Origin of the sequence: Selenomonas sp. oral taxon 920 (assembly GCF_001717585.1) — a bacterium.
Classification (GTDB): domain Bacteria; phylum Bacillota; class Negativicutes; order Selenomonadales; family Selenomonadaceae; genus Centipeda.
Map to the genome: position 1 here is coordinate 1,106,401 of NZ_CP017042.1, position 24,720 is coordinate 1,131,120.

Below are 24,720 nucleotides of genomic sequence, written 5' to 3' on the forward strand. Positions count from 1 at the left end.
AAAGGAGTTATTGTGGGATTCTTTGATCGGCTCAAAAAAGGCCTGACGAAAACACGCGAGAACTTCACGCATAATATTGAACGGCTTATCATCGGATATGCCGACATTGACGATGACCTCATCGATGATCTCGAGGAGACCCTGTTGATGGCGGATGTGGGTGTAAAGACCACGGAGACGCTTATCGCAGCGGTACGAAAGGGGATCAAGCAGAAGGAGATCCGCACCCCCGAGGATCTGATTCCGTTTTTAGAAAAGGAAATTGTTCGCATCCTTGCAGAAGGCGAGAACACATTTCACATGGCGGAACAAGGACCAACAGTGCTGCTCGTGGTCGGTACGAACGGTGTCGGCAAGACGACGACGATCGGGAAGCTGAGTGCCTATTATCGCAGACAGGGGAAATCCGTGCTGCTCGCGGCGGCGGACACCTTCCGTGCGGCTGCCATCGACCAGCTGGAGATCTGGGGCAAGCGTGCCGACGCACAGGTCATCAAGCACGGTGAGGGCTCAGACCCTGCTGCCGTTGTCTTTGATGCACTGCAGGCAGCAAAGGCGCGCAATATCGACATTGTTATTGTCGATACGGCAGGGCGGCTTCAGACTAAGTCGAACCTGATGCAGGAGCTTGAGAAGATCTATCGCGTGATTGGGCGCGAGATTCCTGCGGCACCTCATGAGACACTGCTGGTTCTCGATGCAGGTACGGGGCAGAATGCGATCAGTCAGGCGGAGCTCTTTACACAGGCAGCACCTGTGTCGGGGGTTGTTCTCACGAAACTGGACGGAACGGCAAAGGGCGGTGTGACGATCGGAATCAAGTCACAGCTCTCGATTCCGATTAAATGGATTGGCGTTGGTGAGGGGATGGATGATCTTCGTCCCTTCCATGCAGAGGATTTTGTGAGCGCCCTGTTTGTAAAACGTGTCGACGAAACACAGGAATAAGGGCATTTGATGGGAAGGGGGATCCGCCATGTATGAGGATCTTGTAGAAGTAAAATGCAGCAGTGAGAATATTTTTGACGGGACGCTGCTCCATGTGCGCCGCGATGTGGTGCGTCTGCCGAATGGGAAAGAATCTGTCCGCGAGTGGATCCACCATCCGGGGGCGGCGGCAGTGCTGCCTGTCCTACCCAACGGCAACGTCATCTTGGTGCGTCAGTTTCGCTATCCCATCGGGAAGGTGACCCTCGAGGTTCCGGCGGGGAAGCTCGATATGGTGGGCGAAGACCCTCTGCATTGTGCGCGACGTGAGCTGTCGGAGGAGACCGGTTACACGGCGGAGAGCTATGATAAACTGACCGTGATCGCGACAACGGTCGGCTTTTCCAATGAGTATATCCATCTCTACCTCGCGCGGGAGCTTTCGGTCGGTGCACAGCACACCGACGAGGATGAATTTGTCAACGTCGTTCAAATGCCCTTCTCCGATGCGCTGGCAATGGTAAAGTCGGGGGAGATTATAGACTCGAAGACGATCATCTCGCTGATGATGGCAGAAGAACGCCTGCGTGGCTAATGAGTGGGAGAAGTGTATGTTCGGATTTAACTTTGAAGAGATGCTGCTCGGGATCCCCGGGCTCATCATTGCCATGACGTTTCACGAGTACGCACACGCACGCGCTGCTGTATCGCTCGGGGATTTTACGCCGCGCCTTATGGGCCGTCTGACGCTTGACCCGCGTGCGCACATTGACCCAATCGGGCTGATTATGCTGTTTCTCGTGCGCTTTGGTTGGGCGAAACCCGTGATGGTCAATCCCAGTAATTTTCGTCAGCCGAAACGGGATGATATTCTCGTGTCCGTCGCAGGTCCTGCGATGAATCTGCTCCTTGGGTTTATTGCATTCTACATCATCCTGTTCATCCGCACGCACAATGTTGACGTTTCTTCCATTACCTATGGGATCATTCAGATGATTTTCGTCTACAATGTCAACTTTGCAATTTTTAACATGCTCCCGATTCCGCCGCTCGATGGTTCGCATATTCTGCGCAACCTGCTTCCGCCGGATCTCGCCTATCGCTATCAGTCGATCGAACGATACAGTCTGCTCATTATGATTGTGTTCATTGCAACACCCCTGCTAAGTGTTGTCCTGATGCCTCTTTTTCAGTTGGTATACAGTGTCTATAAGATCGTCGGCAGCATTCTTCTGTTCTAGGATCCTCTATGGCGACAGATTACCTTGTGAAATTGGATACATTTGAGGGGCCAATGGATCTCCTCATGCATCTGATTGAAAAGAATAAGATCGATCTCTATGACATTCCTATTGCAGACCTGACACGTCAGTATCTTGACTACATTGATACGCTGTACCAGTTTGATATTGAATATGCGAGTGAGTTTTTGGTGATGGCGGCGACCCTTCTGCGGATCAAATCGCGTATGCTGCTGCCAAAGACTAATGCAGAGGAGGAGACGGAAGAAGATCCACGCATGGAGCTCGTGGAGCGTTTGCTTGAATACCGATGCTTCAAAGAGGTGTCATCCATTCTCTTTTCTCTGAGCGATGCGCAGAGCCCCTATGTGGAGCGTGCACCGATGCCGCTTCCCGCACATCGTCTTCCGATTACGGGGCTGTCGGCGGAGTCCCTGATGCGGATCTTTGCCGATGTGCAGCGCATTCGTGAGGAGCCTGTGATTCCGGCAATCGTCGTATCTGCGGAGGAATACCGTGTGCAGGACAAGATGGCGGACATCCTCACGCTGCTGCGCCGCAGGAACGGCAGGATCAAGCTGAGCGATGCCTTTCCCACGGGGACGCGTGAGGAGCTGTTGTCTGCATTTTTGGCACTTTTGGAGCTTGCCAAGATGCAGATGGTATATCTCTCGCAGGAGCATCTTTACTATGAAATCGTGATTTCGGAAAAGGAGGGAAGCCGTGCAGTCTCTTAGTCGGGCAGCCATTTTGGAAGCCGTGCTGTTTGCTGCCGGACTTCCACTCTCACTGCCGAAACTGGCTGAAATCATCGAAGCTCCCGAATGGGAGGTACAGGAGACCCTGACACAGTTAGAACACATCCTGTCGGATCGGGGGAGCGGCATATTTTTACGCAGATCAGCAGGTGGCTATCAGCTTGTGACGCATCCGAATGCCTTTCCATGGGTGAAAAAACTGTCGGAAACAGTGCAGCCGACGCTGTCGTCCTCGGCGATGGAGACGCTTTCCATCATTGCCTACAAGCAGCCGATTACGAAGCAGGAAATAGAGCACATCCGCGGTGTTCGTGCGGAGCGTTCGATCGGGCGTCTGCTTGAACTTGAGCTGATCTGCGAAATGGGGCGCAAGCAGGTGATCGGACGTCCGATTCTCTACGGGACGACCGATCTGTTTCTGCGTGCATTTGGATTGGAGCAGATTGCGGATCTTCCTGCATTGCCCGATATGGATGATGTAAAGGATACGCTGGACGACGACCAGCTGCGTCTTTTCGAGGAGATGCGTGCTGCTGCGGACATAGTGGAACACGATGCGACGCATGACGATATTGACATGGGGGAACAGAACGTCTCTGTACTTTCGCATACTGCAAAGGATTGAATGGATTGGTTGAACTACTCGCTCCTGCGGGGACAAAGGAAGCGTTTCTTGCGGCGGTTGAAAACGGTGCGAATGCTGTCTATCTGGCGGGAAAAATGTTCGGTGCACGAGCCTACGCCTCCAACTTCGATGAAGATGCGATGGCAGAGGTCATTCGTCATGCGCATCTGAAAAATGTGCAGGTTCATGTTGCGGTCAATACGATTGTCGACAGTGAAGAACTCTCGCAATTAAAAGAGTACCTCTCCTTTCTCTACGATGCGGGAGCGGATGCGATTCTCTTGCAGGATCTCGGTGCCGTGCGGCTGGCAAAGGAGATTGTGCCGCAGATGCCGCTTCACGCGAGCACGCAGATGACAGTACATAATATTGCAGGTGTTCAGGCACTTGAGGAACTCGGTTTCTCGCGTGTGGTGTTGGCGCGTGAGCTCTCCATTGCCGAGATTCGGGATATCTGCAGGAAGAGCCGCGTTGAGATCGAGAGCTTTGTGCACGGTGCACTTTGCGTCTGCTATTCGGGACAGTGCCTGATGAGCAGCATGATTGGCGGCCGCAGCGGAAATCGTGGGCGCTGTGCACAGCCCTGCCGTCTGCCCTATACGCTGGTTGATGCAAAGGGAAGTGACGTGCTCGGTGAATCTGCCGGCAACTTCCTTCTCTCACCGCGCGATCTGAATGCAGTCGAACTCATTCCTCAGCTGCTTGATGCGGGCATTGATTCCCTCAAAATCGAAGGGCGCATGAAGCGTCCGGAGTATGTTGCGACGATTGTGCATACCTATCGCAAGGCGATCGATCACCACCTCAACCCTAAAAGGGATGCTGTCGATGATACAGATCGCGATCATCTGGCGCAGGTGTTCAATCGTGATTTTACAACGGCATATATGGAAAAGCGACAGGGTCGGTATATGATGAGCGACCGCCGTCCGAACAATCGCGGACTTCTGATTGGACGCGTCACGGTATATGACCACGCTGCGCAGATGGTTTCCGTGAAGCTTACCAGAGCACTCGCCGTACACGATCAGGTGGATTTCTGGGTCAAGGTCGGCGGGCGTGTCAGTGCTGAGATCGAGCACCTGTATGATAAGTGCAGAAAGGAATGTGCGGAGGCTGCTGCGGGGGATATTGTTTCATTTCCCATACGGGGAAAAGTGCACGTTCATGACCGTGTATTCAAGGTCTATGACGCAAAACTCATGAATGCGGCAAGGCACTCCTATGATGCCGACTCCTGTGACCGCATTCCGCTGCGCGCCGTTCTTCATGCGCGACTTGGAGAACGGCTGCGCCTATCATTTACGGACGATGAGGGGAACACAGCGACGGCAGAGAGCGACTACATTGTTGTTTCGGCGAACAATCGGCCGCTCACGATCGAGACCGCTGAAAAGCAGATGGGGCGTCTTGGTACGACATTGTTTTCCCTTGCAGAGCTTTCCTGTGATAGGGATGATGCGGTAATGGTGCCGGTCAGTGAGCTGAACAATCTGCGTCGCTCTGCCATTTCCGCACTGGAAGAACTGCGCATACAGCACTTTGAGGAAAAACGTACCTCTAGCGTGCGTTTTGTAGAACAGATCGCAGTGGATTCGCTCCTGCCATCCTTGGGTTTTGGAGCGCTGCAGCCGGCGACACTCATGGTTGCCGTTGATGATATGGAGGCGATGAAGACTGCTGTTGCTGCAGGTGCGGACGGCATTCTCTACGGCGGGGAATCATTTCGTGGAGTGGCACTCCAACCGAGGGATTATGCGGCTGCTTGGGATTATGCGAAGGACTGCGGAATCCGCATCGACTACAATACGCCGCGCATTGTACGAGGGGACGAGCAGGCGGCTCTGATCCGCCTGTTTGAGAGCTTTGGAGAAAAACAGCCCGCAGCCCTGCACGTTCATCACATTGGAACGGCATATCTTGCGCGGGATCGTGTGCCCGTGACACTCCATGCGGATTATTCGATGATCTCCTATAATCCGTCTGCACTTCGCTTTCTGCATGCACATGGATTCGGCGAGGCAACGCTGTCACTGGAGCTCAACGGCAGACAGATGGAACGTCTTGTCAAGGATAGTCCCATTCCGCTCACTGTGGTTGTCAGCGGGCGTCTCCCGCTCATGATTTCGGAATACTGTGTCTTGGGAAGCTTCCTCGGGGGGCTTGATACGGGAAAATGCTCCATGCCATGCCGCAGACAGGAATTTTTTCTCCGTGACCGCAAGAATGTGGATTTCCCTGTGATGACGGATCAGTTCTGCCGTATGCACATACTCAACAGCAAAAAGCTGTCCCTGCTGCCCTATGTGCATCAGATTCGGCGCATGGGGGCCGCAACCCTGCGGATCGAGGGGCGTGGTCTTTCCTACGGCGAATTGCAGAGCATCGTTCGGATGTATCGGGATGCACTCGGGCGCAAAGCCCCGCGCAGCGAGGAAGATGAGGAATACCTGCGTATGCAGGAGGGCAAAGACATTACGCGCGGGCATTATTTCCGTGGCATTTTATAAGAGGTACACATGGACACTGAGTCATTTAAGGTTTTGGAATACGGGAAAATCACAAATTGGCTTGCTTCGTTTGCCTCCACCATGTGCGGCAAGGAACTTTGCCGCAGTGTCATACCAAGCGGAGATTATGACGAAGTCGTGCGCCTCCATCATGAGACGGCGGAGGCGGTGCAGGTTCAGCAGATGCAGTCGCCGCCGTTCGGGGGGATCTATGATCTGCGTATACTGCTGAAAAAAGCGTCGATGGGTGCTGTCCTTGAGATCGATGAACTGCGCTCCGTGATGAGTACGATGTGCGGGATGCGGAATGTGAAATACTTCTTTCGCGATCTCGCATTGGATGTCCCGCATCTGAAGGCGATGGCAAAATTAATTGAAATTCTCGGTATGGTGGAGCGTCATCTCAAAGATACCATTGATGAACATGGCAATTTCCGTGACGATGCCAGTCCCGAACTGTGCAGGATCACACGCGAACTCCAAACGGCGCAGGCGCGTGTCAAGGATCGCCTCTCTGCGATTCTGCACGATGCAGCAAATCAGAAATACTTTCAGGAAGCCATTGTTACCGTACGCGATGAGCGCTATGTCATTCCGGTCAAGCAGGAATACCGCAATTATTTTCCGGGCGTGATTCACGATCAGTCTGCCAGTGGGGCGACACTCTTTGTGGAGCCGCTCGCGACCGTGGAGCTGAACAATACCGTGCGGCAGATGGAGCTTGCACGCGAGCAGGAAATCCAACGGATCCTGCAGAGGCTTTCGACTGAGATTGCACAGAATGCAGACATCCTTTCGGAGAACTGCACGATTCTCTCGGAGATGGATCTTATCTTTGCCCGTGCGGGGCTTGCGCGTGAAATGCAGGCATATCCACCCACATTGAACCAAAGCGGTGTTGTTCATCTGAAGAGGGCACGACATCCTCTGCTCCCAATGGATCAAGTTGTCCCGATCGATATGGAGCTTGGGAAGACGTTCTCAATTTTACTGATTACGGGACCGAATACTGGCGGCAAGACTGTGAGCATGAAGACACTGGGGCTCTTGGTGCTTCTCGCTCAATCTGGCTGCTTTCTGCCGACAGCGCCGGATTCGGAGCTCCCTGTCTACCGCAATATCTATGCGGACATAGGAGACGAACAGAGCATAGAGCAGAGTCTTTCGACCTTTTCGGCGCATACGCGGAATATCGTTCGCATCATCAACAAGGCGGAACAGGGGGATCTGGTTTTGCTGGATGAAGTCGGGGCAGGGACGGATCCGGATGAAGGTGCAGCTTTGGCACGCAGTATTGTTGAGCATTTTCTGATGCGGAACATTGCGGTTCTCGCTACAACGCATTACGCAGCACTCAAGACGTATGCCTACACACAGATAGGTGTTGAGAATGCGTCTGTCGAATTTGATTTAACAACCCTGCGCCCTACCTATCGGCTTCTGATTGGGATTCCGGGGGCGAGCAATGCCTTTTCGATCAGCCGACAGCTTGGTCTGCTGCAGGGTATTGTCGCGCGTGCGGAAAGCTATATCAACGAAGAACATACGTATTTTGAACGTGTCGTCAATGAACTCGAACGGGAGAAGAAGGATTATGAAGCGAAGAACCGCATACTACGCAATAAAGAGCGCGAAATAACGGCTATTGAGGAACGCCTGTGTACCGAACGGGAAACATTTGCCGCATCGCGGCAGGAACTCCTACACAAAGCGCGTGAGGAGGCAAACAATATTGTCCGTGAGGCGCGGCGCAGTGCCGAGGAAACCATCAAATCACTCAAAGACCAATTTGACGATCATGGTGTAAAGGAACGCCGCAAGGCTATTCAGGAAGCTAGAAATAGACTGGATGAGGCGTATGTGTCCTCGCGTATTGAGGGAAAGGCATCGGTCGGAAAACCAGTCCGTCCTGATGAAATCCAGAGTGGCGATACCGTCTATATAGAAAGCCTTGCACAGGAGGGAACAGTACTCTTTGTTCAGGGCAAGGAAATAACCGTGCAGGTAGGCGGACTGCGTACAATTGTCAAAATGAGTGCGTGCAGGTTTGTCGCCCGAAAAAAACAGAAAAAGAGTACAGAAAAGGTGCATATTGCGGCATCCATTTCCAGAAAGTCGGCAGAAATCAGACCGCAGATTGATGTGCGCGGCATGACGGTATCCGAAGCAGAATCTGTGCTCGGAAAATTTATTGACGATGCTGTTTTTACCGGCCTTTCTAAAGTATTGCTGATTCATGGAAAGGGAACAGGGGCTCTACGGCAAGGCTTGCAGGAGTATTTGAAACGCCATCGCTCCGTCCTGAAATTCTCGTATGCAGATGCTTCTGAGGGGGGCACAGGAGCGACGGTTGTGGAGCTGAGATGACTACTTCTGTCAGTATGTGGGTTCATTTTTGACAAAATATCCTTACAAATTTTCCAGTTTGTGTTAGAATAAGGAGAATTAGACATACAGATCATGCACATTGGAGAAACATCCAGACAGGAAGGTATCTATGCAGAAAAGCGAAAAAAAAGCAACAAAGAAGTCAAATAACGGCTCCGTTCTTGGAAAAGCAATTCTTGTCATAGGACTGATTCTGTTCGTCATGATTATTGGCGTAGGATGCGGCTTCCTTACTGCCAGTTTGAATACCAGACCAAATCTGGCGGAGGATATTGTTCCGCCGGCATCGTCACAGATCTATGATATTCACGGCAATGAGATTGCCAATATTCATGCGGCAGAGAATCGCCGACCTATTGGGATCAACGAGATTCCAAAAGATCTTCAAAATGCCTTCATTGCAGTCGAAGACAATCGATTTTACGAACATATCGGCATTGATCCGCGCGGAATCATACGTGCCATTTGGGCGAATGTTCGCGGACGTACGGTCACCGAGGGCGGTTCTACCATCACACAGCAGCTTGCTAAGAATGCTTATCTGACGCAGGATCAAACGCTGAAACGAAAGGTACAGGAAGTATTTCTTGCACTTCAGCTCGAACGCCAGTACACGAAAGATGAAATTCTGGAACTTTACATGAACCAAATCTATTTTGGTCAGGGGGCTTATGGCGTTCAAGCGGCAGCACGCACCTATTTTGGCAAGGATGCCAAAGATCTGACGCTGAATGAATGTGCAATGCTTGCCGGTATCCCAAAGAGTCCAAACTACTACTCTCCGCTCAACAATATGGAGGCAGCAACCCAGCGTAAAAGTGTTGTTCTCGATCAGATGGTCAAATACGGCTATATCAGTGAGAGTGAGGCAAATGTCGCGAAGAAGGAAGCGCTGTCCATTGTAAAACCAAGCAATGATGGAGTCAGAGGGCCCTCCTATTTTATTGATTATGTACTTCAGATCCTTGCTGAGAAATATGGGGACGATGCAATTTATAAGGATGGTTTGAAGATCTATACCACCATTGATATGGATCTTCAAGCGGCAGCAGAGAATGCGATGCAGAACCTTCCGACATACTTTACCGATGCAAATGGAATTGTTCAGCCGCAGGGGGCATTGGTGGCTATCGACCCGCATACAGGATATATCCGCGCAATGGTTGGCGGACGCGGCACAGATCAGTTCAACCGTGCTGTGCAGGCTGTGCGTCAGCCAGGATCTGCATTTAAGCCTTTTGTCTTTGTCGCGGCACTCGAGAATAAATATACGCCGGACTCCATTATCGACGACAAACCGCTAAAAGTCGGCGGGTGGGAGCCGCAGAACTATAGCCGTAACTTTTCCGGTAAAGTACGGCTGCGCGATGTTGTACGTTGGTCGCTGAATGTTCCTACGGTTCGAATTGCACAGGATATCGGCATCGACAAGGCAATTTATTATGCGCAGGAGATGGGGATATCAACATTCGTCCTCGATGGAGCAACGAATGACCGTAATCTTGCCATCGCACTTGGCGGCATGACGCGTGGGGTTACACCACTCGAACTCACGAGCGCATATGGAACCTTTGCAAATCGGGGCATTCATGTGGATCCAGTCGCAATTGTCCGCGTCGTTTCCCGCACGGGAAAGGTTCTGGAAGAAACCCAGCGAAAGGAAAAAAGTGTAATTTCGGCAGCCAATGCTGCCACGATGACGGCGATGATGGAGGATGTCATTCGACGCGGTACGGGCACACGTGCCAACATCGGCAGACCTGCTGCAGGAAAGACAGGAACGACCAGCGATTATCATGACGCATGGTTTGTCGGCTATACGCCGGATCTGGTGGCGGGTGTCTGGGTTGGAAATGACAGCGTCAGTGACCTGCATGGCATGGCGGGCGGGACTACGCCTGCCGTCATCTGGCAGGCGTTCATGCTGAAAGCCCATGCAGGACTCCCTGTGCGCCATTTTGAGAACTCACCATCCTTTGCCGCCTCGTCCGATACAGGACTCTCACTTGAAAATCCTGAAAAGGATAAGGATGCAAAGAAAAAAACGGACGATAAGGGTAAAGAAACAGGGAAGACAACTACTTCTGATGCTGGAAAGAGTGGTGCTGATACCGCTCCATCCCCCCCGTCCCATTCCACATCTTCCTCTGCAGAAGAAGCCCCTGAGCCGGGCATGGGTGTAGAAAAAGGGAAGAACTAAGAAAGAGGTTGTACGTTGAATGTCATTGATACACTGAAAGATCGTGGATTTCTTGCACAATGCACCGATGAAGAAGGTCTGCGTGAGCTTCTCGGACAAGAGCAGGTCACATTTTATACCGGTTTTGATCCCACAGCAGACAGCCTCCATGCAGGGCATTTGATTGCACTCATGGCAATGTCGCATATGCAGCGAGCAGGACACCGTCCCATTTGTCTTGTTGGCGGAGGTACGGGAACGGTCGGTGATCCTTCGGGACGGACGGATATGCGTCAGGTGATGACCGATGAGACCATTCGTCATAATTGTGACTGTTTTCGCAGGCAGATTTCCCACTTCATTGATTTTTCAGAAGATCGGGCAATCATGGTGGACAATGGGGACTGGCTCCGAAAGCTCAACTACATCGATCTGCTTCGGGATATCGGAGCGCATTTTACTGTCAATCGCATGCTTGCTGCCGAGAGCTATAAGCAGCGTTGGGAGAAGGGGCTGACCTTCCTTGAGTTCAACTACATGATCATGCAGGCGTATGACTTCATGGAGCTCAACAAACGCTACAGCTGCAAGCTGGAGATGGGCGGCGATGATCAGTGGTCGAATATCATTGCAGGGGTAGAACTTTGCCGCCGCAAAAAAAATACCACGGTATTTGGTCTTACGAACAAACTGCTGACAAAGAGTGACGGTACGAAAATGGGCAAGACGGCAGGGGGTGCGCTTTGGCTCGATGCCGAAAAAACATCGCCCTATGATTTCTACCAGTATTGGCGCAATATTGATGATGCAGATGTCGAGATCTGCCTCTCTCTCCTAACATACCTTCCGATGGATGAAGTCCGTCATCTTGCAGCCGCTGAGGAGCAGGGGATCAACAAATCGAAAGAAATTCTTGCCTATGAGGTAACGAAGATTGTTCACGGTGATGAGGAGGCAAAGAAGGCACAGAAGACGGCAAAAGCCCTTTTTAGTGGTGGTGTAGCGGCAGAGCTTCCGCAAATTTCTGTTGCCGTGGGCGAAAAACTTGTGGATGCCCTCACAAGAGGCAAGGTCTTCGTGTCAAAGAGTGAAGCGCGTCGTCTGATTCAGCAAGGTGGGCTCACACTGAATGATGTGCGCGTTGCAGACGAACATTACATTCTGCAGGAAACAGATTTCTCTGCGGGTACTGCATTGGTCAAAAAAGGAAAGAAAAAACACTATCAGCTTGTATATTGAGGGAATGCTTTTTGAGAGCAGGACAGAAAGGAGATTGAACGATGTCGGGACATTCAAAATGGGCGAATATCAAGCGTAAAAAGGGCGCAAATGACGCTATTCGCGGCAAGATCACAACGAAGATCGGACGCGAGATTACGATTGCTGTGCGCATGGGCGGCGGAGATCCTACGGGGAATATGCGCCTGAAACTCGCACTTTCCAAAGCAAAGGCAAACAACATACCAAAGGACAATATTAATCGTGCTATTCAGAAGGGGCTTGGTGCAACTGAGGGAAGCAATTATGAGGAGCTCTTTTACGAGGGGTATGGTCCTGGCGGTACTGCCGTCATGCTCGATATCCTGACCGACAACCGCAATCGTACGGCGGCGGATGTCCGCCATCTCTTCTCGAAGTACGGCGGTAACCTCGGGCAGGATGGCTGTGTTGCATGGATGTTCAAGAAGAAGGCGGTTTTTATCGTGGAGCGCGAGGCGTTTGACGATGAGGATGCCCTCCTTGAGATCGTTCTAGAGGCAGGTGCAGAGGATATGCGTGCAGAGGACGATGTCTTTGAGATTGTTGCCGAGCCGGAAGCCTTCGAAGCGATAGAGGAAGTTCTTGGAGAAAAGGGTATCGAGACGGCATCTGCCGAGGTAACAATGGTTCCGGATACAACGGTTCGTCTTGCCGACAAGGATGCCGAGAAGATGCAGACGCTCATCGACGCGCTCGAGGACAATGATGATGTCCAGAATGTCTACAGCAACTATGAGATGGATGAATAAGCGGAGGGGTGCTTATTAAAGTGCAGACGAGCTGTCTGCACTTTTTTAAGAATGAGAAGATGTTAGTACTCGGGATCGATCCAGGAACCGCTATTTGCGGTTATGGCCTCGTGGAGCTGGTAGGCTCGCGTCTGCGCCCACACGCTTATGGTGCGATTACAACGCCGTCGAAAATGGCGGTGGAGGGGCGCCTGTTGAAAATCTATACAGAACTCGAAATGCTGATTCAGAAGTATGCGCCTGATGCGATGGGGGTAGAGCAGCTTTTCTTCAATCGGAACGTGACAACGGCAATTCCGGTCGGGCAGGCACGCGGTGTCGTACTTCTTGCAGCCGCGCAGAATAATATTAGGGTTGTGGAACGGACACCGCTGCAGGTCAAGCAGTCTGTTACGGGCTATGGGAAGGCGACGAAGGAACAAGTCATATACATGGTGACAAAACTCTTGAATCTCCCGTCTCCGCCACATCCTGATGACACGGCTGATGCCCTTGCCGTTGCCATCAGTGCCGCGTACTGCGTGGACAACATTGCCTGGCGCAATCGACTGTAGATGGGGGGCATAGAATCAATGATTGGATTTTTACGCGGAAGAGTTGCCTATACATTTCCAGATTATTGTTTTTTAGATGTCCGTGATGTTGGCTATCGTGTGTTTGTTTCTCATCAGACGCGTAATCATATCAATGTTGGCGAAGAAGTCATGCTCTATATTCATACACATGTGCGGGAGGATGCCATCCTCCTCTACGGATTCTTTGCGCAGGATGAGTACGATCTCTTTCAACATTTAATTGGCATTTCTGGTATTGGTCCGAAGGTAGCGCAGGGGATTCTCTCGGCAACGACGGCAAACGAATTTTACGGTTTGATTCATCAGAAGGATGTCAAGGCAATTACGAAACTTCCTGGGATCGGCAAAAAGACCGCCGAACGGATTATCTTGGAACTGAAGGATAAACTTGCGTCCACCTCTTTTGACGATGCTTCTTTTCCAGGACAAACGCCTGATTCTTCTGACGTTATGGGAGATAAACTCTCTGAAGCAGCGGAAGCACTTCTAAGTCTAGGCTTTGGGCAGAGTGAAATCCAGTCTGTGCTGAAGAAAAGGAACGATTGGGAAAGTACGGAAGAGATTATTCGCTATGCGTTGGCAGAGCTGCAGCGCTTTTGAGGGGGGATTTGATGACGGATATGTATGAGGACGGGGAACTTGTTTCCTTCGAGGAGCAGACGACAGACGGCTGGCAGTACAGTCTGCGCCCGCGACGTTTGAGTGAATACATCGGACAGGACAAAGTGAAGTCAAACTTGTCCAAATTCATACAGGCGGCGCTCTCGCGAAACGAAGCGCTCGATCATGTGCTCCTCTATGGCCCGCCAGGACTCGGAAAAACAACGCTTGCAGCTATTATTGCGAATGAGATGGGGGCTAACTTTCGTCAAACATCAGCCCCTGCGATTGAACGGCAGGGAGATCTTGCCTCCCTGCTTACAAATTTGCAGGAGCATGATGTTCTATTTATTGATGAGATTCATCGGCTTTCTCATCATGTTGAGGAGATTCTCTACTCGGCAATGGAGGATCACGCCATCGACATCATCATTGGAAAAGGGCCTAGTGCTCGCTCCCTGCGCCTCGATCTTGCGCCGTTTACCCTTGTTGGAGCAACGACCAAGACAGGGGCTCTTTCGGCTCCACTGCGTGATCGCTTCGGTATTCAGTTACGTTTGGAGTACTATACGCCGGAGGCCTTGCTGCTCATCATTGAACGTACGGCAGAAATTCTCTCTGTCCATATTGATCGGGAGGGGGCGTTGGAGATTGCGCGGCGCTCACGTGGAACTCCGCGTGTTGCAAATCGTATCCTAAAGCGTGTGCGTGACATTGCACAAGTGGCAGGTGAGAGCATTATATCAAAGGCTGTGACAGTCGAGGCATTGACAGCGCTCGAGGTTGATGAGAATGGTCTCGAGAACAAGGATCGCTACATGCTTGAGGTCATGATTCAAAAATTTTCCGGCGGACCTGTCGGATTAAAGACCTTGGCGGCAGCACTTAGTGAAATGGTGGAAACAATAGAGGACGTCTATGAACCCTATCTGATTCAGTTAGGCTTCATTGCACGTACGGCACGTGGGCGGATTGTTACGCGCATTGGGTACGAGCATATGGGGATTCCATATCCACAATATGATGACAGACAAGGAGAACTGCTCTGAGATGAAATTGCTCATGCATATGTGCTGCGGGCCATGTTCCTGCTATCCTTTGAAAAAACTCCGCACCGATGGAATCGAGCCTACGGGGTATTTCTTCAACCCCAACATCCATCCTTACAAGGAATGGGAGGAACGTCTCCAAAATGCAAGGAAATTTGCGGAACTTTCCGAGATGGATTTCATTGCAGATGAAGCGTACTCTCTGCGTGACTTCCTCAAAAAAGCACTTCCGGCAGAGGGGATGCGGAAGGGGCGCTGCCAGATGTGCTACGCTTGGAGATTGGAACAGACTGCGAAGTATGCCTCGGAGCATGCCTTTGATGCATTTACCTCGACGCTGTTTTACAGTATCTATCAGCAGCACGAGCTTATGCGTGCAGTTGCGGAAGACTTTGCGGCGTCGTATGGGGTGTCATTCTACTACGAGGATTTTCGCATTGGCTGGCAGGATGGAATTGATCTCAGTAAGGAGATGGACCTCTATCGACAGTCTTATTGTGGCTGTGTGTTCAGTGAAGAGGAGCGTTACAGCCGCTCCCTCCGAAAGTTGCAGCGCAAGGAAAATAAAGAGAAAAAACGTCTGCGCCTCATGGCGTAATCAGCGAAAGCGAGGCTTACAATGAATCGTTATTTTCGCCTTTGTATTTTCTTTTTCTTTGCGGTAATCACCGCACTGCCATCGCAGACATCTGCTTCATGGCAGCCTGAAATCACTATTGGACTGAGTCAGGGACTATCTGGAGTTCACCTGTCATCTACAAGCGGTGTCCTTTATGTATATGAAGATCTTGAAAGCAAACCGATTCTTGAGCTTCCACAGGGCAGCGAACTAAATGTTCGTATCCTGCGAGATCAGATCATGGCAAATGGGCAGGAAATCAAAGGAGATCAATTGATTATCCAGCCCGGTGCTGACGGATTCATCCGTGTGAATCATGCGCCATATCGCGGATATATCACACTCTTGAAAAGGAAGGGGCTCACCGTCGTTAACCATGTTCTTGTAGAGGACTATCTCTGCGGCGTAGTCCCGAAAGAGATGCCTCCGAGTTGGTCTGCAGAGGCTCTGCGGGCACAGAGCGTGGCAGCACGTACCTTTGCCCTGAAAAATCGCAAGAGACACGCCTCAGAGGGCTTCGATCTTTGCAGCACCTCACATTGTCAAGTATATGAAGGGATGTCTGCTGAAATGTGGACGACGACAGAGGCAGTCAATAGGACACATGGGGAGGTGCTCTTCTACAAAGGTGAGGTTATCGACGCGCTCTTTCACACAGATTCCGGTGGAATGACCGAGTCTAGTGAAAATGTGTGGGGGAGTTCCGTTCCATACCTGTGCGCTGTCATCGAATCTCAAATGCAGACACAGCCTTGGGAGCGTTCAGTTTCCCTGGATGCATTGATGCAAAAAATGGAAAAGAGTGGAAAACCTCTTGGAACACTGAAAGAAATTCGCCTTTCGCCACTGAGTATTGGGAAGGGAAGCGGCGATCGCAGCCTATCTGGACGCGTTCGATCAGTATTGTTTATCGGTACGACGGGGAGCGTTGTTCTTTCAGGAAATGATTTGCGCTCCATATTTTCTCTGCCAAGCACGTTGTTCGATATACGTTTCCGTGGTGGGGAAGTCATATTCAGTGGCTATGGTTCTGGTCATGGACTTGGGCTGTCCCAATGGGGGGCAAAAGAACTTGCAGAGAAGGGAAAAAACTACAAGGATATCCTTCTCCACTATTATTCTGGTGTAACGCTTGAAAAATTATACTAGGCAAGGTGTATATCTGCATGGATATTTCTGATTTCGATTACAATCTGCCAGAGGAGCGTATTGCCCAGACTCCCGCAGAGCCAAGGGACAGTTCTCGTCTTATGGTGCTAAACCCCCAAGAGTGTATAATCGAGCATAAACGCTTCTTTCAGCTCGGAGATTTCCTAGACAAGGGCGACGTCCTGATCTTTAATGATACGCGTGTCATCCCTGCACGCCTCATTGGTGCACGCAGTCAGACAGGGGGGAAGGTTGAGATATTTCTTCTTCGCCAGATTGATAAAGATCAATGGGAAACTCTCGTTAAACCAGGAAAAAAGATTCGTGTTGGTTCTATTATTCAGTTTGGTGAAGAATTATCCTGTGAGATTATCGCGCATACAGAGTTCGGCGGACGCATTGTGCGGTTTATGTATGATGGTGTCTTTGAGGAAATTCTGGATCGCATGGGAAATATGCCTCTGCCGCCGTATATTCATGAGTCGCTCGCGGATCAGGAGCGCTACCAGACAATATACAGCCGCGTAAAAGGCTCAGCTGCAGCCCCAACGGCAGGGCTTCACTTTACAGAATCACTGATGGATGAGCTTCGGGATAAAGGCGTTCAATTTGGCTTTGTTACGCTTCATGTTGGTCTTGGAACGTTTCGACCGGTTCATGTCGATACCATTGAGGAACATGTTATGCACCGGGAATTCTATTCTGTTCCAATGGAGACAGCAGAACTCATCCATGCGGCGAAGAAGGAAGGGCGGCGGATTGTTGCCGTTGGGACAACGTCGATTCGCACACTTGAATCCGCAGCCGTGGATATGGGGACTGTTGAAACAGGTGATGGATGGACGGATATCTTTATCTATCCTGGATATGAATTCAAAATTGTAGATGCTGTGATTACGAACTTTCATTTGCCAAAGTCTACCTTGATCATGTTGATCAGTGCCTTTGCCGGGCGGGAGTTTACACTTGCGGCATATCAGACTGCTGTCAAAGAACAATATCGTTTCTTTTCCTTTGGCGACGCTATGTTCATTCAATCAAGAGCATAAAAATAACGCGATCTTTCATCGCGTTATTTTTTGCTACGGCAGTTCACGGAACAGATTGCAATGTTCACTGATGATTTCCGCCATCATGCGCTTCCCATTAATGTCTGGGTGCAGTCCGTCCGTAGAAAGACGAGGATCAAGGATGAGTCTTTGTGAATCGTAGAAATATGGCTCCATGTCCACATAGAATTCCTGTGATCGAATCCATGTATTGACGGCGGTCATTTTCCATTTCCATGAGAGATCTGTCTCTGAATGGAAGGCCAGTGTAATGCGTTCCGGGTTGAGCGGAAGGAGCGTCAGGAAAATCGGACGGATGCCATGTGCAAGACATTTCTTTTGCAATTCTTCCAAATCTTGGATGATATCCTGTGCAGTTATGCCGTTCGCTCGCAGACTGTTCGAACCGGTTAAAATCAGAAGGTTTGCCGGATGGAGTGGAAGCACATCTTGGTCGAAGCGCTCCAATGTTGTATGAGAGGTATCGCCGCTTCGCCCAAGATTGATACATTCAAATGGGAGATAGGTTGTATAGCTGTATTCGAGGAATGCAGGTGAACTCGATATGGCTCCGCCTCCGTGTGTAATGCTGTCCCCGAGTGCCGCCGCATAGACGCGATTCTTGTCCGTGGCATCAACGGTGAATGAGGCGAGATCCGACCATGTACCAATTGTGTTGTCCTCGGTGTCCAGACCACGCACACGCCAGTAATATGTACCGGCATAGGGGCGTGCATACTCGTCGTAAATGGAGTTGGTGGCGGTGATTTTTTGTGCCCATGCACGGTTTGGATCTGGTTGCGTTCCATGTTCCTCTGCGGGAAGTTCTGTCAGCAATTCGACCTCATAACGTGTTACTCCGTTGAGCGGAATCCATTGATATACAGGATAGAGCGGTTGACGGAAATTTAGCACTTGATCATATGTATTGGGGATCGGTCGATTTGGGTACTCTGCGGATTTATCCAGATACAGAGGTTCTGCGATCGAAAATTCTCCAATCGGTTCGTTTTTTAGACCAAGAGCGCGCACTCTCCAATAGATCTTTTCATAGGATGCATAGGCACGAAGATCCGCCTGCCACCCATTCGTAAAAATATTACGCGTACTTGTTAAATGGTTCGTCGGGGACGGGGCTGTCCCACCCTCCTGTGCCGGTGGTTCGGAGAGGAGTTCAATCTCATAGAGAACGGCATCTGGGATACTGTGCCATATGAGGAATGGCATGAGGCTGGCGGGATGTTCTTCCGTATAATGATAGATGGAAATGGGGGATTTTGCCATAAAATATGGTGTGGAAATGGGCGTCGATGGTGATGTTACAGCACCGAACATTCCATAAGCAGTAATGCGATAATAAAATGGAATCGGTGCGGAGGAGATCTTGCAGGTTGGCGTGGTGCTGAATTCTGTCTTTATGTATTCGTAGACGGACTCACCGGAGATTGTGCCGGTTGTCTTGATATATGTATCGATTCGATAATAGCAGGGATAGGGGAGGCGCTCCCACGTCAGTGTCGAGATACCGCCCGTTTCGTGAACTTCGGCGATGATGTCGATTTGCTTTAAGTTTAGAAAGTCCATTTTCTCAATGAGGAAAATGCACCCGAGGACAGCAAGAAAAATGATACCCGTGAAAAAAAAGTAATACTTCATACGTTCACCCAAATTTATTGTCAGTTCTTCAGAAAGTGAGGAGTCAATATGGAAAACAAAGGCCTTGTCATTGTTCACACAGGTGACGGAAAGGGGAAGACGACGGCAGCTCTTGGAATGGCTCTGCGCGCATGGGGCAATCATCTACGTGTTCTCATCCTGCAATTCATCAAGGGGAGTTGGAGCTACGGAGAATTGGAAGGCATCAAAGCTCTTGCCTCTGAAAACGGTCGGATTGAAATTCGTCAAGGAGGACTTGGCTTTTCCCAGAGAGGGGATGGGGAAGAGGCAGAACATCAACATGCCGCAGTCGAACTTCTCGCTCTTGCATACGATGAACTTCAGCGTGATGAATGGGACATGGTCATTCTTGATGAGTTCAACTATGCTTATTCGTTTGGTTTTTTTCAACTGGAGGATCTAGAGAAGTTGCTCTCTGCGCGCTCTGAGCGAACACATCTGATTTTCACAGGGCGAAATGCTGCACCAGAACTTATCGATCGAGCGGATCTTGTCACCGAAATGCGCCTGATCAAGCACCCTTTTCAGAAGGGAATAAAGGCGCAGAAGGGAATCGAATTTTAATATAGGGATGAGAGAAGCAATCAGATTATAACATATTCATTCACTGTATGCTATGAAAGATGAGCTCTCTTTGGCATATGCTATTGAAAAAAAACATGGAATGCGTTAAAATCTCTGTCATGTATTTTAGGTTGCTTTGATTTATGGATATGTGTATTTCCATAAATGATTTTGTAGATTGGGAGAGTTTTTATGAGAAGTGATGTTGTAAAAAAGGGAGCGACACGCTGTGCACATCGCTCACTTTTTCATGCAAATGGGTACGGCTCTGAGGATCTCAGAAAGCCGCTCATCGGTGTCTGTAACTCGTTTAACGAGATTATCCCGGGGCACTTCCATCTGAATACAATTGCGGAAGCCGTGAAACTTGGCGTGGCGGCCGCAGGCGGAACGCCGATTGAGTTTCCATCGATCGGTGTCTGTGATGGTATTGCTATGGGGCATACAGGGATGAAATACTCCCTCGCAAGCCGTGAGTTGATTGCAGATTCCATCGAGGCTGTTGCTATGGCATCGGGATTTGACGGACTTGTCCTCATTCCAAACTGCGATAAGGTTGTACCAGGGATGCTCATGGCGGCGGCACGTCTCAATATTCCTGCGATTCTTGTCAGTGGTGGCCCCATGCTCGCTGGCCGTCATCGCGGACGCGATATCAGTGTCAGTCAGGCGTTTGAGGCTGCAGGTATGTTTGCGGCGGGAAAGATGGACGAGCGTGAAATGACGGCGATTGAGGAACATGCTTGCCCGAGCTGCGGCTCCTGCTCCGGTCTGTTTACAGCAAATACGATGAACTCTCTGACCGAGGTGCTCGGTATGGGGCTTCCCGGCAATGGCACGATTCCAGCTCCATACACAGGCGAGCGTCGCTTGCTGGCAAAGCATGCGGGAGCGGTTATCCTTGATCTTGTTGAAAAAAATATCTGTCCGCGTGACATCATGACGCGTGAGGCATTTGAGAATGCGATCACGGTTGATATGGGGATCGGCGGCTCGTCGAATACGGTTCTGCATCTTACGGCGATTGCACACGAGGCGGGAATCGAACTTCCACCGCCGCTGTTCGATGAGATCAGCAGACGTACACCGTATATTACGAAGCTGAGCCCAGCGGGTACGCATCATATGCAGGATTTGAATGAGGCAGGCGGCATTACTGCGGTGATGAAGGAATTGTCCAAGAAGAATCTGTTGCATCTGGATGCGCTGACCGTTACGGGAACGGTACGTGAGCGCATTGCACACGCAGAGGTTCTGGACTCTACGGTGATTCACAGTGTGGATCATCCGTATCGTCCTGAGGGGGGACTTGCCATCCTGCGCGGAAACCTTGCTCCCGACTGCGCCGTTGTCAAGGCATCGGCGGTTGCAGATGATATGCTCGTGTATCGCGGTACAGCACGGTGCTTTAACTCTGAGGAAGACGGTGTCAACGCCATTATGGAGGGAAAGATTCACGATGGGGATGTGGTTGTCATCCGCTACGAAGGACCGAAGGGCGGTCCTGGTATGCAGGAAATGCTCAATCCGACGGCGGTCATTACGGGAATGGGGCTCAGGGTTGGACTGATTACAGACGGGCGTTTCAGCGGGGCAAGTCAGGGGGCTTGTGTTGGTCATGTATCGCCGGAGGCTATGTCGGGCGGGCCGATTGCACTGATCGAAGACGGCGACATGATTACAATTGATATTCCGAATCGTAAACTTGAACTCGAAATCAGTGACGAAGAACTTGCAAAGCGACGTGCAAACTGGGTACAGCCCGAACCTAAGATCAAAACGGGCTATCTTGCCCGCTATGCGAAGCTGACAACATCTGCAAATGCAGGTGCTGTTTTGCAGTAAAACATTTTGTAGCCCACAGGAGTTTGTATTCCTGTGGGTTGTTTTTATGGACGTTATTCGCTATAATGGCGTTACATTATTTTGGGAGAGTGGGGGCTCATATCAGATGCATATTGTCCTTGTCGAGCCGGAGATTCCCGGAAATACGGGGAATATTGCACGCCTTTGTGCCGGGACAGGGATGGCGCTTCATCTCGTGCGGCCGCTCGGATTTTCAACAGACGACAGACATTTGAAGCGGGCGGGGCTGGACTACTGGCATCTCGTCAATGTGCATTATCATGATTCTTTTTCCGATGTGCAAAAGCAGTATGAGGGGCATCCATTCTACTTCTGTACGACCAAGGCAGCGCATCTCTACTCTGATATTTCTTATACACCCGATGACGTTCTTGTCTTTGGCAAGGAGACGGCGGGATTACCGGAGCCCCTGCTGGCTGCTAATGAGGCACATACCATTCGTATTCCGATGCACGAAGGGGCGCGCTCTTTGAATCTGTCCAATGCTGTTGCTGTTGTTGCATATGAAGCGCTGCGTCAGAACTATTTTGCCGATTTATGTCTTAGCGGAACGGGATGCCATGGGGGATCGGATTGTAGATGAATAAGGATTTTGTGCGTGCCTGTTACAAAGAATTCGATACTGTACGCCTTTTTGCAGATGCCCCCATGCGTTTTCATACGACGTTTCGGATTGGTGGAGCGGCCGATTTGCTCTTCTATCCTAAGAATATAGAAGAAGTGCAGAAGATTATCTGTATAGCAAGGGAGTATGACGAACAGATTACATTCCTTGGGAATGGCTCCAATATTTTGATTCGCGATGGTGGTATTCGCGGGCTGGTGATACAATTTAGTAAAAAAATGGCGTTCATTTCGCGCGAGGACACAGATCTCATTGTTGGAGCGGGGGCTCTGCTGCGGGATGTTGCTGCTTTCGCACAAAAAAGTGGACTTTCTGGTTTCGAATTTGCCTGTGGTATTCCAGGGAGCATAGGTGGGGCAATTTTTATGAATGCCGGTGCCTACGATGATGAGATGAAGTCTGTTGTCGTTTCGGTAAAAACCGTTTCCCTCAGTGGCGCTGTCCGTGAATACTCTATGGAGGAACTTGATTTCAGCTATCGTCACAGCATTTTTCAAAACTCTGCCGAGGCCATTTGTGAGACACGGCTGCATCTGCATGAAGAGGACAGTGCGTTGATCTTGGAGCGTATGGCGGATTTGAATCATCGCCGTGAAAGCAAACAGCCTCTTGCTTATCCAAGTGCAGGAAGTACGTTCAAGCGTCCATCCGGATATTTTGCCGGGACACTGATCGACCAAACGGGATTAAAAGGGCTTACCGTCGGCGGAGCACAAGTCTCGCAAAAACATGCAGGATTTGTGATCAACATCGGGAATGCTACAGCAAATGATGTACAGCAGCTGATCTCGATCGTGCAGAAGCGAGTCTATGCAAAGCATGCAGTACAACTTTTTCCGGAACTGCGCATCATCGGTGAAGCCTGAGTAAAATCACAAAGACTACTGAGGAGTATCTTTCTTCTACATGGAAAAATATACGCAGCTTACTGATTTCTCGTCAAAATATCACAATATTGTCATTGCACTCGGTATGTTTGATGGTCTGCATATTGGTCATCAGGAGATCATTCGAACTGCCGTCATGAAAGCGCAGGAAATCAATGGAACTGCGCTTGTTTTTTCATTTTCAAATCATCCTCGCTCTGTTATTGCGCCGGAATGTACGCCGCATCGTATTGGCAGCGAGGCAATACGACTCCGCATCCTAAAAAATCTCGGTGTAGATGCCTTGGTAGAAGTTCCGTTTACTGTTGCTTTTGCCGAAACAACGGCTGACGATTTCGTTCGTTTGCTACGTCAATATTTTGCACCCAAGTATATTGTTGTGGGGGAAAATTACACATTTGGACGAGGAGGCAGGGGGTCGCCAAAACTCCTGAACGAACAGGCCGAGCACTATGCTTTTCAACTCATGGTATGTTCCTCAGTCATGCGTGAGGGTGCTCCTGTGAGCAGCACACGGATCCGCGCGCTGATAGCGAAGGGGGATTTGAAACGTGTCAGGGAGTATCTGGGGTACCCATTTACGATAATCGGCACAGTGATACATGGGCAGGCGCGAGGGCATAAACTTGGATTCCCAACTGCAAACATATCCCTGCATGAGGATTACGAACGTCTGCCGAATGGTGTTTATGCAGTAACGGTTCTACATCAGAATCGTTTCTATCATGCGGTGGCAAATATAGGGAATAATCCGACCTTTGATGGATGTGACCGACGGTTGGAGGTTCACATTTTAGATTTTTCCGGAAATCTGTATGACGCAGAAATTGTGGTTACATTTTATGCGAGAATACGGGATGAGCAGAAATTTCCTTCTGTTGATGCATTGATTGCCCAAATTGATGAAGATAAGAAAACATCTGTACGATTGCTTGAGGAAAGTTTTCATTTACAAGAAAATATTTCTATGGTAATATGATGAGCGCCAACAGAACCATGACTCAGATTGCGAGTAATCCGACGCTTTCTTAGTCAGTGGTGGAACTTTTATTAGGAGGATTCAATATGCTCACACAGGAAAAGAAGCAGGAGATCATCAAGGAATACGCGGTACATGAGGGAGACACAGGGTCGCCTGAGGTGCAGATTGCCGTTCTTACGGCGCGTATTCAGTATTTGACGGAACATCTGAAAGAACATAAGAAAGATCATCACTCACGCCGTGGGCTTCTGAAGATGGTTGGTCATCGTCGTCGCCTTCTGAGCTATCTGTATCAGACAGATATTGAGCGTTATCGCTCGATCATCACGAAGCTCAATCTGCGTAAGTAATATTTCCGATACGGAGAGAAAAGAGCGGGGGATTCCCCGCCTTTTTGCTATGGGGGACAAGGATTCCAAGATATTTTGTCGAATGCTTTTG

The 24,720-nt window shown here is 50.1% G+C and carries 23 protein-coding genes; 22 read left to right on the forward strand and 1 reads right to left on the reverse strand.

The features are described from left to right. Positions 1–12: 12 nt before the first annotated feature. The 16 genes from ftsY to queA all read left to right on the forward strand — a co-directional run bounded on the left by ftsY (position 13) and on the right by queA (position 17,678). Positions 13–948 (forward strand): signal recognition particle-docking protein FtsY, encoded by a 936-nt coding sequence (gene ftsY / locus BCS37_RS05175; RefSeq protein WP_069180468.1) that lies wholly within the window; start codon positions 13–15, stop codon positions 946–948. Between the two features lie 28 nt (positions 949–976). Next, positions 977–1,522, forward strand: coding sequence for an NUDIX domain-containing protein (locus BCS37_RS05180; RefSeq protein ID WP_069180469.1), 546 nt, complete (start codon positions 977–979; stop codon positions 1,520–1,522). A gap of 16 nt (positions 1,523–1,538) precedes the next feature. Continuing rightward, the gene (locus BCS37_RS05185; RefSeq protein ID WP_006691987.1) at positions 1,539–2,168 is read left to right on the forward strand and encodes a site-2 protease family protein; all 630 of its coding nucleotides are present in this window, start codon (positions 1,539–1,541) and stop codon (positions 2,166–2,168) included. Positions 2,169–2,176: 8 nt separating this feature from the next. Beyond that, positions 2,177–2,905: a segregation and condensation protein A gene (locus BCS37_RS05190; protein WP_069180470.1), complete on the forward strand. Its 729-nt coding sequence runs from the start codon at positions 2,177–2,179 to the stop codon at positions 2,903–2,905. Continuing rightward, the gene (gene scpB, locus BCS37_RS05195) at positions 2,892–3,551 is read left to right on the forward strand and encodes an SMC-Scp complex subunit ScpB (protein WP_069180471.1); all 660 of its coding nucleotides are present in this window, start codon (positions 2,892–2,894) and stop codon (positions 3,549–3,551) included. Before BCS37_RS05190 ends, scpB begins: the two co-directional genes overlap by 14 nt. 5 nt (positions 3,552–3,556) lie before the next feature. After that, entirely contained in the window at positions 3,557–6,061 is a 2,505-nt protein-coding gene (locus tag BCS37_RS05200; protein WP_069180472.1) for a DUF3656 domain-containing U32 family peptidase, read from the forward strand. 9 nt (positions 6,062–6,070) lie between these two features. Further along, positions 6,071–8,428 (forward strand): endonuclease MutS2, encoded by a 2,358-nt coding sequence (locus BCS37_RS05205; protein ID WP_069180473.1) that lies wholly within the window; start codon positions 6,071–6,073, stop codon positions 8,426–8,428. 130 nt (positions 8,429–8,558) lie between these two features. Beyond that, positions 8,559–10,649, forward strand: a complete 2,091-nt coding sequence (locus tag BCS37_RS05210) for a transglycosylase domain-containing protein (RefSeq protein WP_069180474.1) — start codon at positions 8,559–8,561, stop codon at positions 10,647–10,649. 15 nt (positions 10,650–10,664) lie between these two features. Further along, complete coding sequence (gene tyrS / locus BCS37_RS05215; RefSeq protein ID WP_069180475.1) at positions 10,665–11,867, forward strand: tyrosine--tRNA ligase; 1,203 nt, start codon at positions 10,665–10,667, stop codon at positions 11,865–11,867. A 41-nt stretch (positions 11,868–11,908) separates the two neighbouring features. Further along, positions 11,909–12,637: a YebC/PmpR family DNA-binding transcriptional regulator gene (locus BCS37_RS05220; protein WP_069180476.1), complete on the forward strand. Its 729-nt coding sequence runs from the start codon at positions 11,909–11,911 to the stop codon at positions 12,635–12,637. Positions 12,638–12,696: 59 nt separating this feature from the next. Then, positions 12,697–13,191: a crossover junction endodeoxyribonuclease RuvC gene (ruvC, locus tag BCS37_RS05225; protein ID WP_069181550.1), complete on the forward strand. Its 495-nt coding sequence runs from the start codon at positions 12,697–12,699 to the stop codon at positions 13,189–13,191. 18 nt (positions 13,192–13,209) lie between these two features. Continuing rightward, positions 13,210–13,812, forward strand: a complete 603-nt coding sequence (gene ruvA / locus BCS37_RS05230) for a Holliday junction branch migration protein RuvA (protein ID WP_069180477.1) — start codon at positions 13,210–13,212, stop codon at positions 13,810–13,812. A gap of 11 nt (positions 13,813–13,823) precedes the next feature. After that, positions 13,824–14,861 (forward strand): Holliday junction branch migration DNA helicase RuvB, encoded by a 1,038-nt coding sequence (gene ruvB, locus BCS37_RS05235; protein WP_069180478.1) that lies wholly within the window; start codon positions 13,824–13,826, stop codon positions 14,859–14,861. Position 14,862: 1 nt separating this feature from the next. Continuing rightward, complete coding sequence (locus BCS37_RS05240) at positions 14,863–15,459, forward strand: epoxyqueuosine reductase QueH (protein ID WP_069180479.1); 597 nt, start codon at positions 14,863–14,865, stop codon at positions 15,457–15,459. 21 nt (positions 15,460–15,480) lie between these two features. After that, the gene (locus BCS37_RS05245) at positions 15,481–16,629 is read left to right on the forward strand and encodes a SpoIID/LytB domain-containing protein (protein WP_069180480.1); all 1,149 of its coding nucleotides are present in this window, start codon (positions 15,481–15,483) and stop codon (positions 16,627–16,629) included. A gap of 17 nt (positions 16,630–16,646) precedes the next feature. Further along, a complete protein-coding gene (gene queA, locus BCS37_RS05250) occupies positions 16,647–17,678 on the forward strand; it encodes a tRNA preQ1(34) S-adenosylmethionine ribosyltransferase-isomerase QueA (protein ID WP_069180481.1) in 1,032 nt (343 codons plus the stop codon). A 33-nt stretch (positions 17,679–17,711) separates the two neighbouring features. Here the strand turns inward: queA and BCS37_RS05255 are convergent, their stop codons facing one another. Then, entirely contained in the window at positions 17,712–19,334 is a 1,623-nt protein-coding gene (locus tag BCS37_RS05255; protein ID WP_069180482.1) for an SGNH/GDSL hydrolase family protein, read from the reverse strand. A 48-nt stretch (positions 19,335–19,382) separates the two neighbouring features. On the opposite strand from BCS37_RS05255, the gene cobO reads away from it, so the two are divergent. The 6 genes from cobO to rpsO all read left to right on the forward strand — a co-directional run bounded on the left by cobO (position 19,383) and on the right by rpsO (position 24,629). Further along, positions 19,383–19,919, forward strand: a complete 537-nt coding sequence (gene cobO / locus BCS37_RS05260; RefSeq protein ID WP_069180483.1) for a cob(I)yrinic acid a,c-diamide adenosyltransferase — start codon at positions 19,383–19,385, stop codon at positions 19,917–19,919. 192 nt (positions 19,920–20,111) lie between these two features. Beyond that, positions 20,112–21,764, forward strand: coding sequence for a dihydroxy-acid dehydratase (gene ilvD, locus BCS37_RS05265; RefSeq protein ID WP_069180484.1), 1,653 nt, complete (start codon positions 20,112–20,114; stop codon positions 21,762–21,764). Positions 21,765–21,870: 106 nt separating this feature from the next. Next, positions 21,871–22,368: a tRNA (cytidine(34)-2'-O)-methyltransferase gene (locus BCS37_RS05270; protein ID WP_069180485.1), complete on the forward strand. Its 498-nt coding sequence runs from the start codon at positions 21,871–21,873 to the stop codon at positions 22,366–22,368. Continuing rightward, positions 22,365–23,276, forward strand: coding sequence for a UDP-N-acetylmuramate dehydrogenase (murB, locus tag BCS37_RS05275; RefSeq protein WP_069180486.1), 912 nt, complete (start codon positions 22,365–22,367; stop codon positions 23,274–23,276). Before BCS37_RS05270 ends, murB begins: the two co-directional genes overlap by 4 nt. A gap of 40 nt (positions 23,277–23,316) precedes the next feature. Then, a complete protein-coding gene (locus BCS37_RS05280) occupies positions 23,317–24,276 on the forward strand; it encodes a bifunctional riboflavin kinase/FAD synthetase (protein ID WP_069180487.1) in 960 nt (319 codons plus the stop codon). Positions 24,277–24,362: 86 nt separating this feature from the next. Further along, positions 24,363–24,629 (forward strand): 30S ribosomal protein S15, encoded by a 267-nt coding sequence (gene rpsO / locus BCS37_RS05285; protein WP_069180488.1) that lies wholly within the window; start codon positions 24,363–24,365, stop codon positions 24,627–24,629. Positions 24,630–24,720: the final 91 nt, after the last annotated feature.

Excerpts from the sequence above, each read along its gene's own strand:
- BCS37_RS05180 (WP_069180469.1), top strand. The coding sequence starts at position 977 with ATGTATGAGGATCTTGTAGAAGTAAAATGCAGCAGTGAGAATATTTTT.
- BCS37_RS05185 (WP_006691987.1), top strand. The coding sequence starts at position 1,539 with ATGTTCGGATTTAACTTTGAAGAGATGCTGCTCGGGATCCCCGGGCTC.
- BCS37_RS05190 (WP_069180470.1), top strand. The coding sequence starts at position 2,177 with ATGGCGACAGATTACCTTGTGAAATTGGATACATTTGAGGGGCCAATG.
- BCS37_RS05205 (WP_069180473.1), top strand. The coding sequence starts at position 6,071 with ATGGACACTGAGTCATTTAAGGTTTTGGAATACGGGAAAATCACAAAT.
- BCS37_RS05210 (WP_069180474.1), top strand. The coding sequence starts at position 8,559 with ATGCAGAAAAGCGAAAAAAAAGCAACAAAGAAGTCAAATAACGGCTCC.
- BCS37_RS05220 (WP_069180476.1), top strand. The coding sequence starts at position 11,909 with ATGTCGGGACATTCAAAATGGGCGAATATCAAGCGTAAAAAGGGCGCA.
- ruvC (WP_069181550.1), top strand. The coding sequence starts at position 12,697 with ATGTTAGTACTCGGGATCGATCCAGGAACCGCTATTTGCGGTTATGGC.
- ruvA (WP_069180477.1), top strand. The coding sequence starts at position 13,210 with ATGATTGGATTTTTACGCGGAAGAGTTGCCTATACATTTCCAGATTAT.
- ruvB (WP_069180478.1), top strand. The coding sequence starts at position 13,824 with ATGACGGATATGTATGAGGACGGGGAACTTGTTTCCTTCGAGGAGCAG.
- BCS37_RS05240 (WP_069180479.1), top strand. The coding sequence starts at position 14,863 with ATGAAATTGCTCATGCATATGTGCTGCGGGCCATGTTCCTGCTATCCT.
- BCS37_RS05245 (WP_069180480.1), top strand. The coding sequence starts at position 15,481 with ATGAATCGTTATTTTCGCCTTTGTATTTTCTTTTTCTTTGCGGTAATC.
- queA (WP_069180481.1), top strand. The coding sequence starts at position 16,647 with ATGGATATTTCTGATTTCGATTACAATCTGCCAGAGGAGCGTATTGCC.
- BCS37_RS05255 (WP_069180482.1), bottom strand. The coding sequence starts at position 19,334 with ATGAAGTATTACTTTTTTTTCACGGGTATCATTTTTCTTGCTGTCCTC.
- cobO (WP_069180483.1), top strand. The coding sequence starts at position 19,383 with ATGGAAAACAAAGGCCTTGTCATTGTTCACACAGGTGACGGAAAGGGG.
- ilvD (WP_069180484.1), top strand. The coding sequence starts at position 20,112 with ATGAGAAGTGATGTTGTAAAAAAGGGAGCGACACGCTGTGCACATCGC.
- BCS37_RS05270 (WP_069180485.1), top strand. The coding sequence starts at position 21,871 with ATGCATATTGTCCTTGTCGAGCCGGAGATTCCCGGAAATACGGGGAAT.
- murB (WP_069180486.1), top strand. The coding sequence starts at position 22,365 with ATGAATAAGGATTTTGTGCGTGCCTGTTACAAAGAATTCGATACTGTA.
- BCS37_RS05280 (WP_069180487.1), top strand. The coding sequence starts at position 23,317 with ATGGAAAAATATACGCAGCTTACTGATTTCTCGTCAAAATATCACAAT.
- rpsO (WP_069180488.1), top strand. The coding sequence starts at position 24,363 with ATGCTCACACAGGAAAAGAAGCAGGAGATCATCAAGGAATACGCGGTA.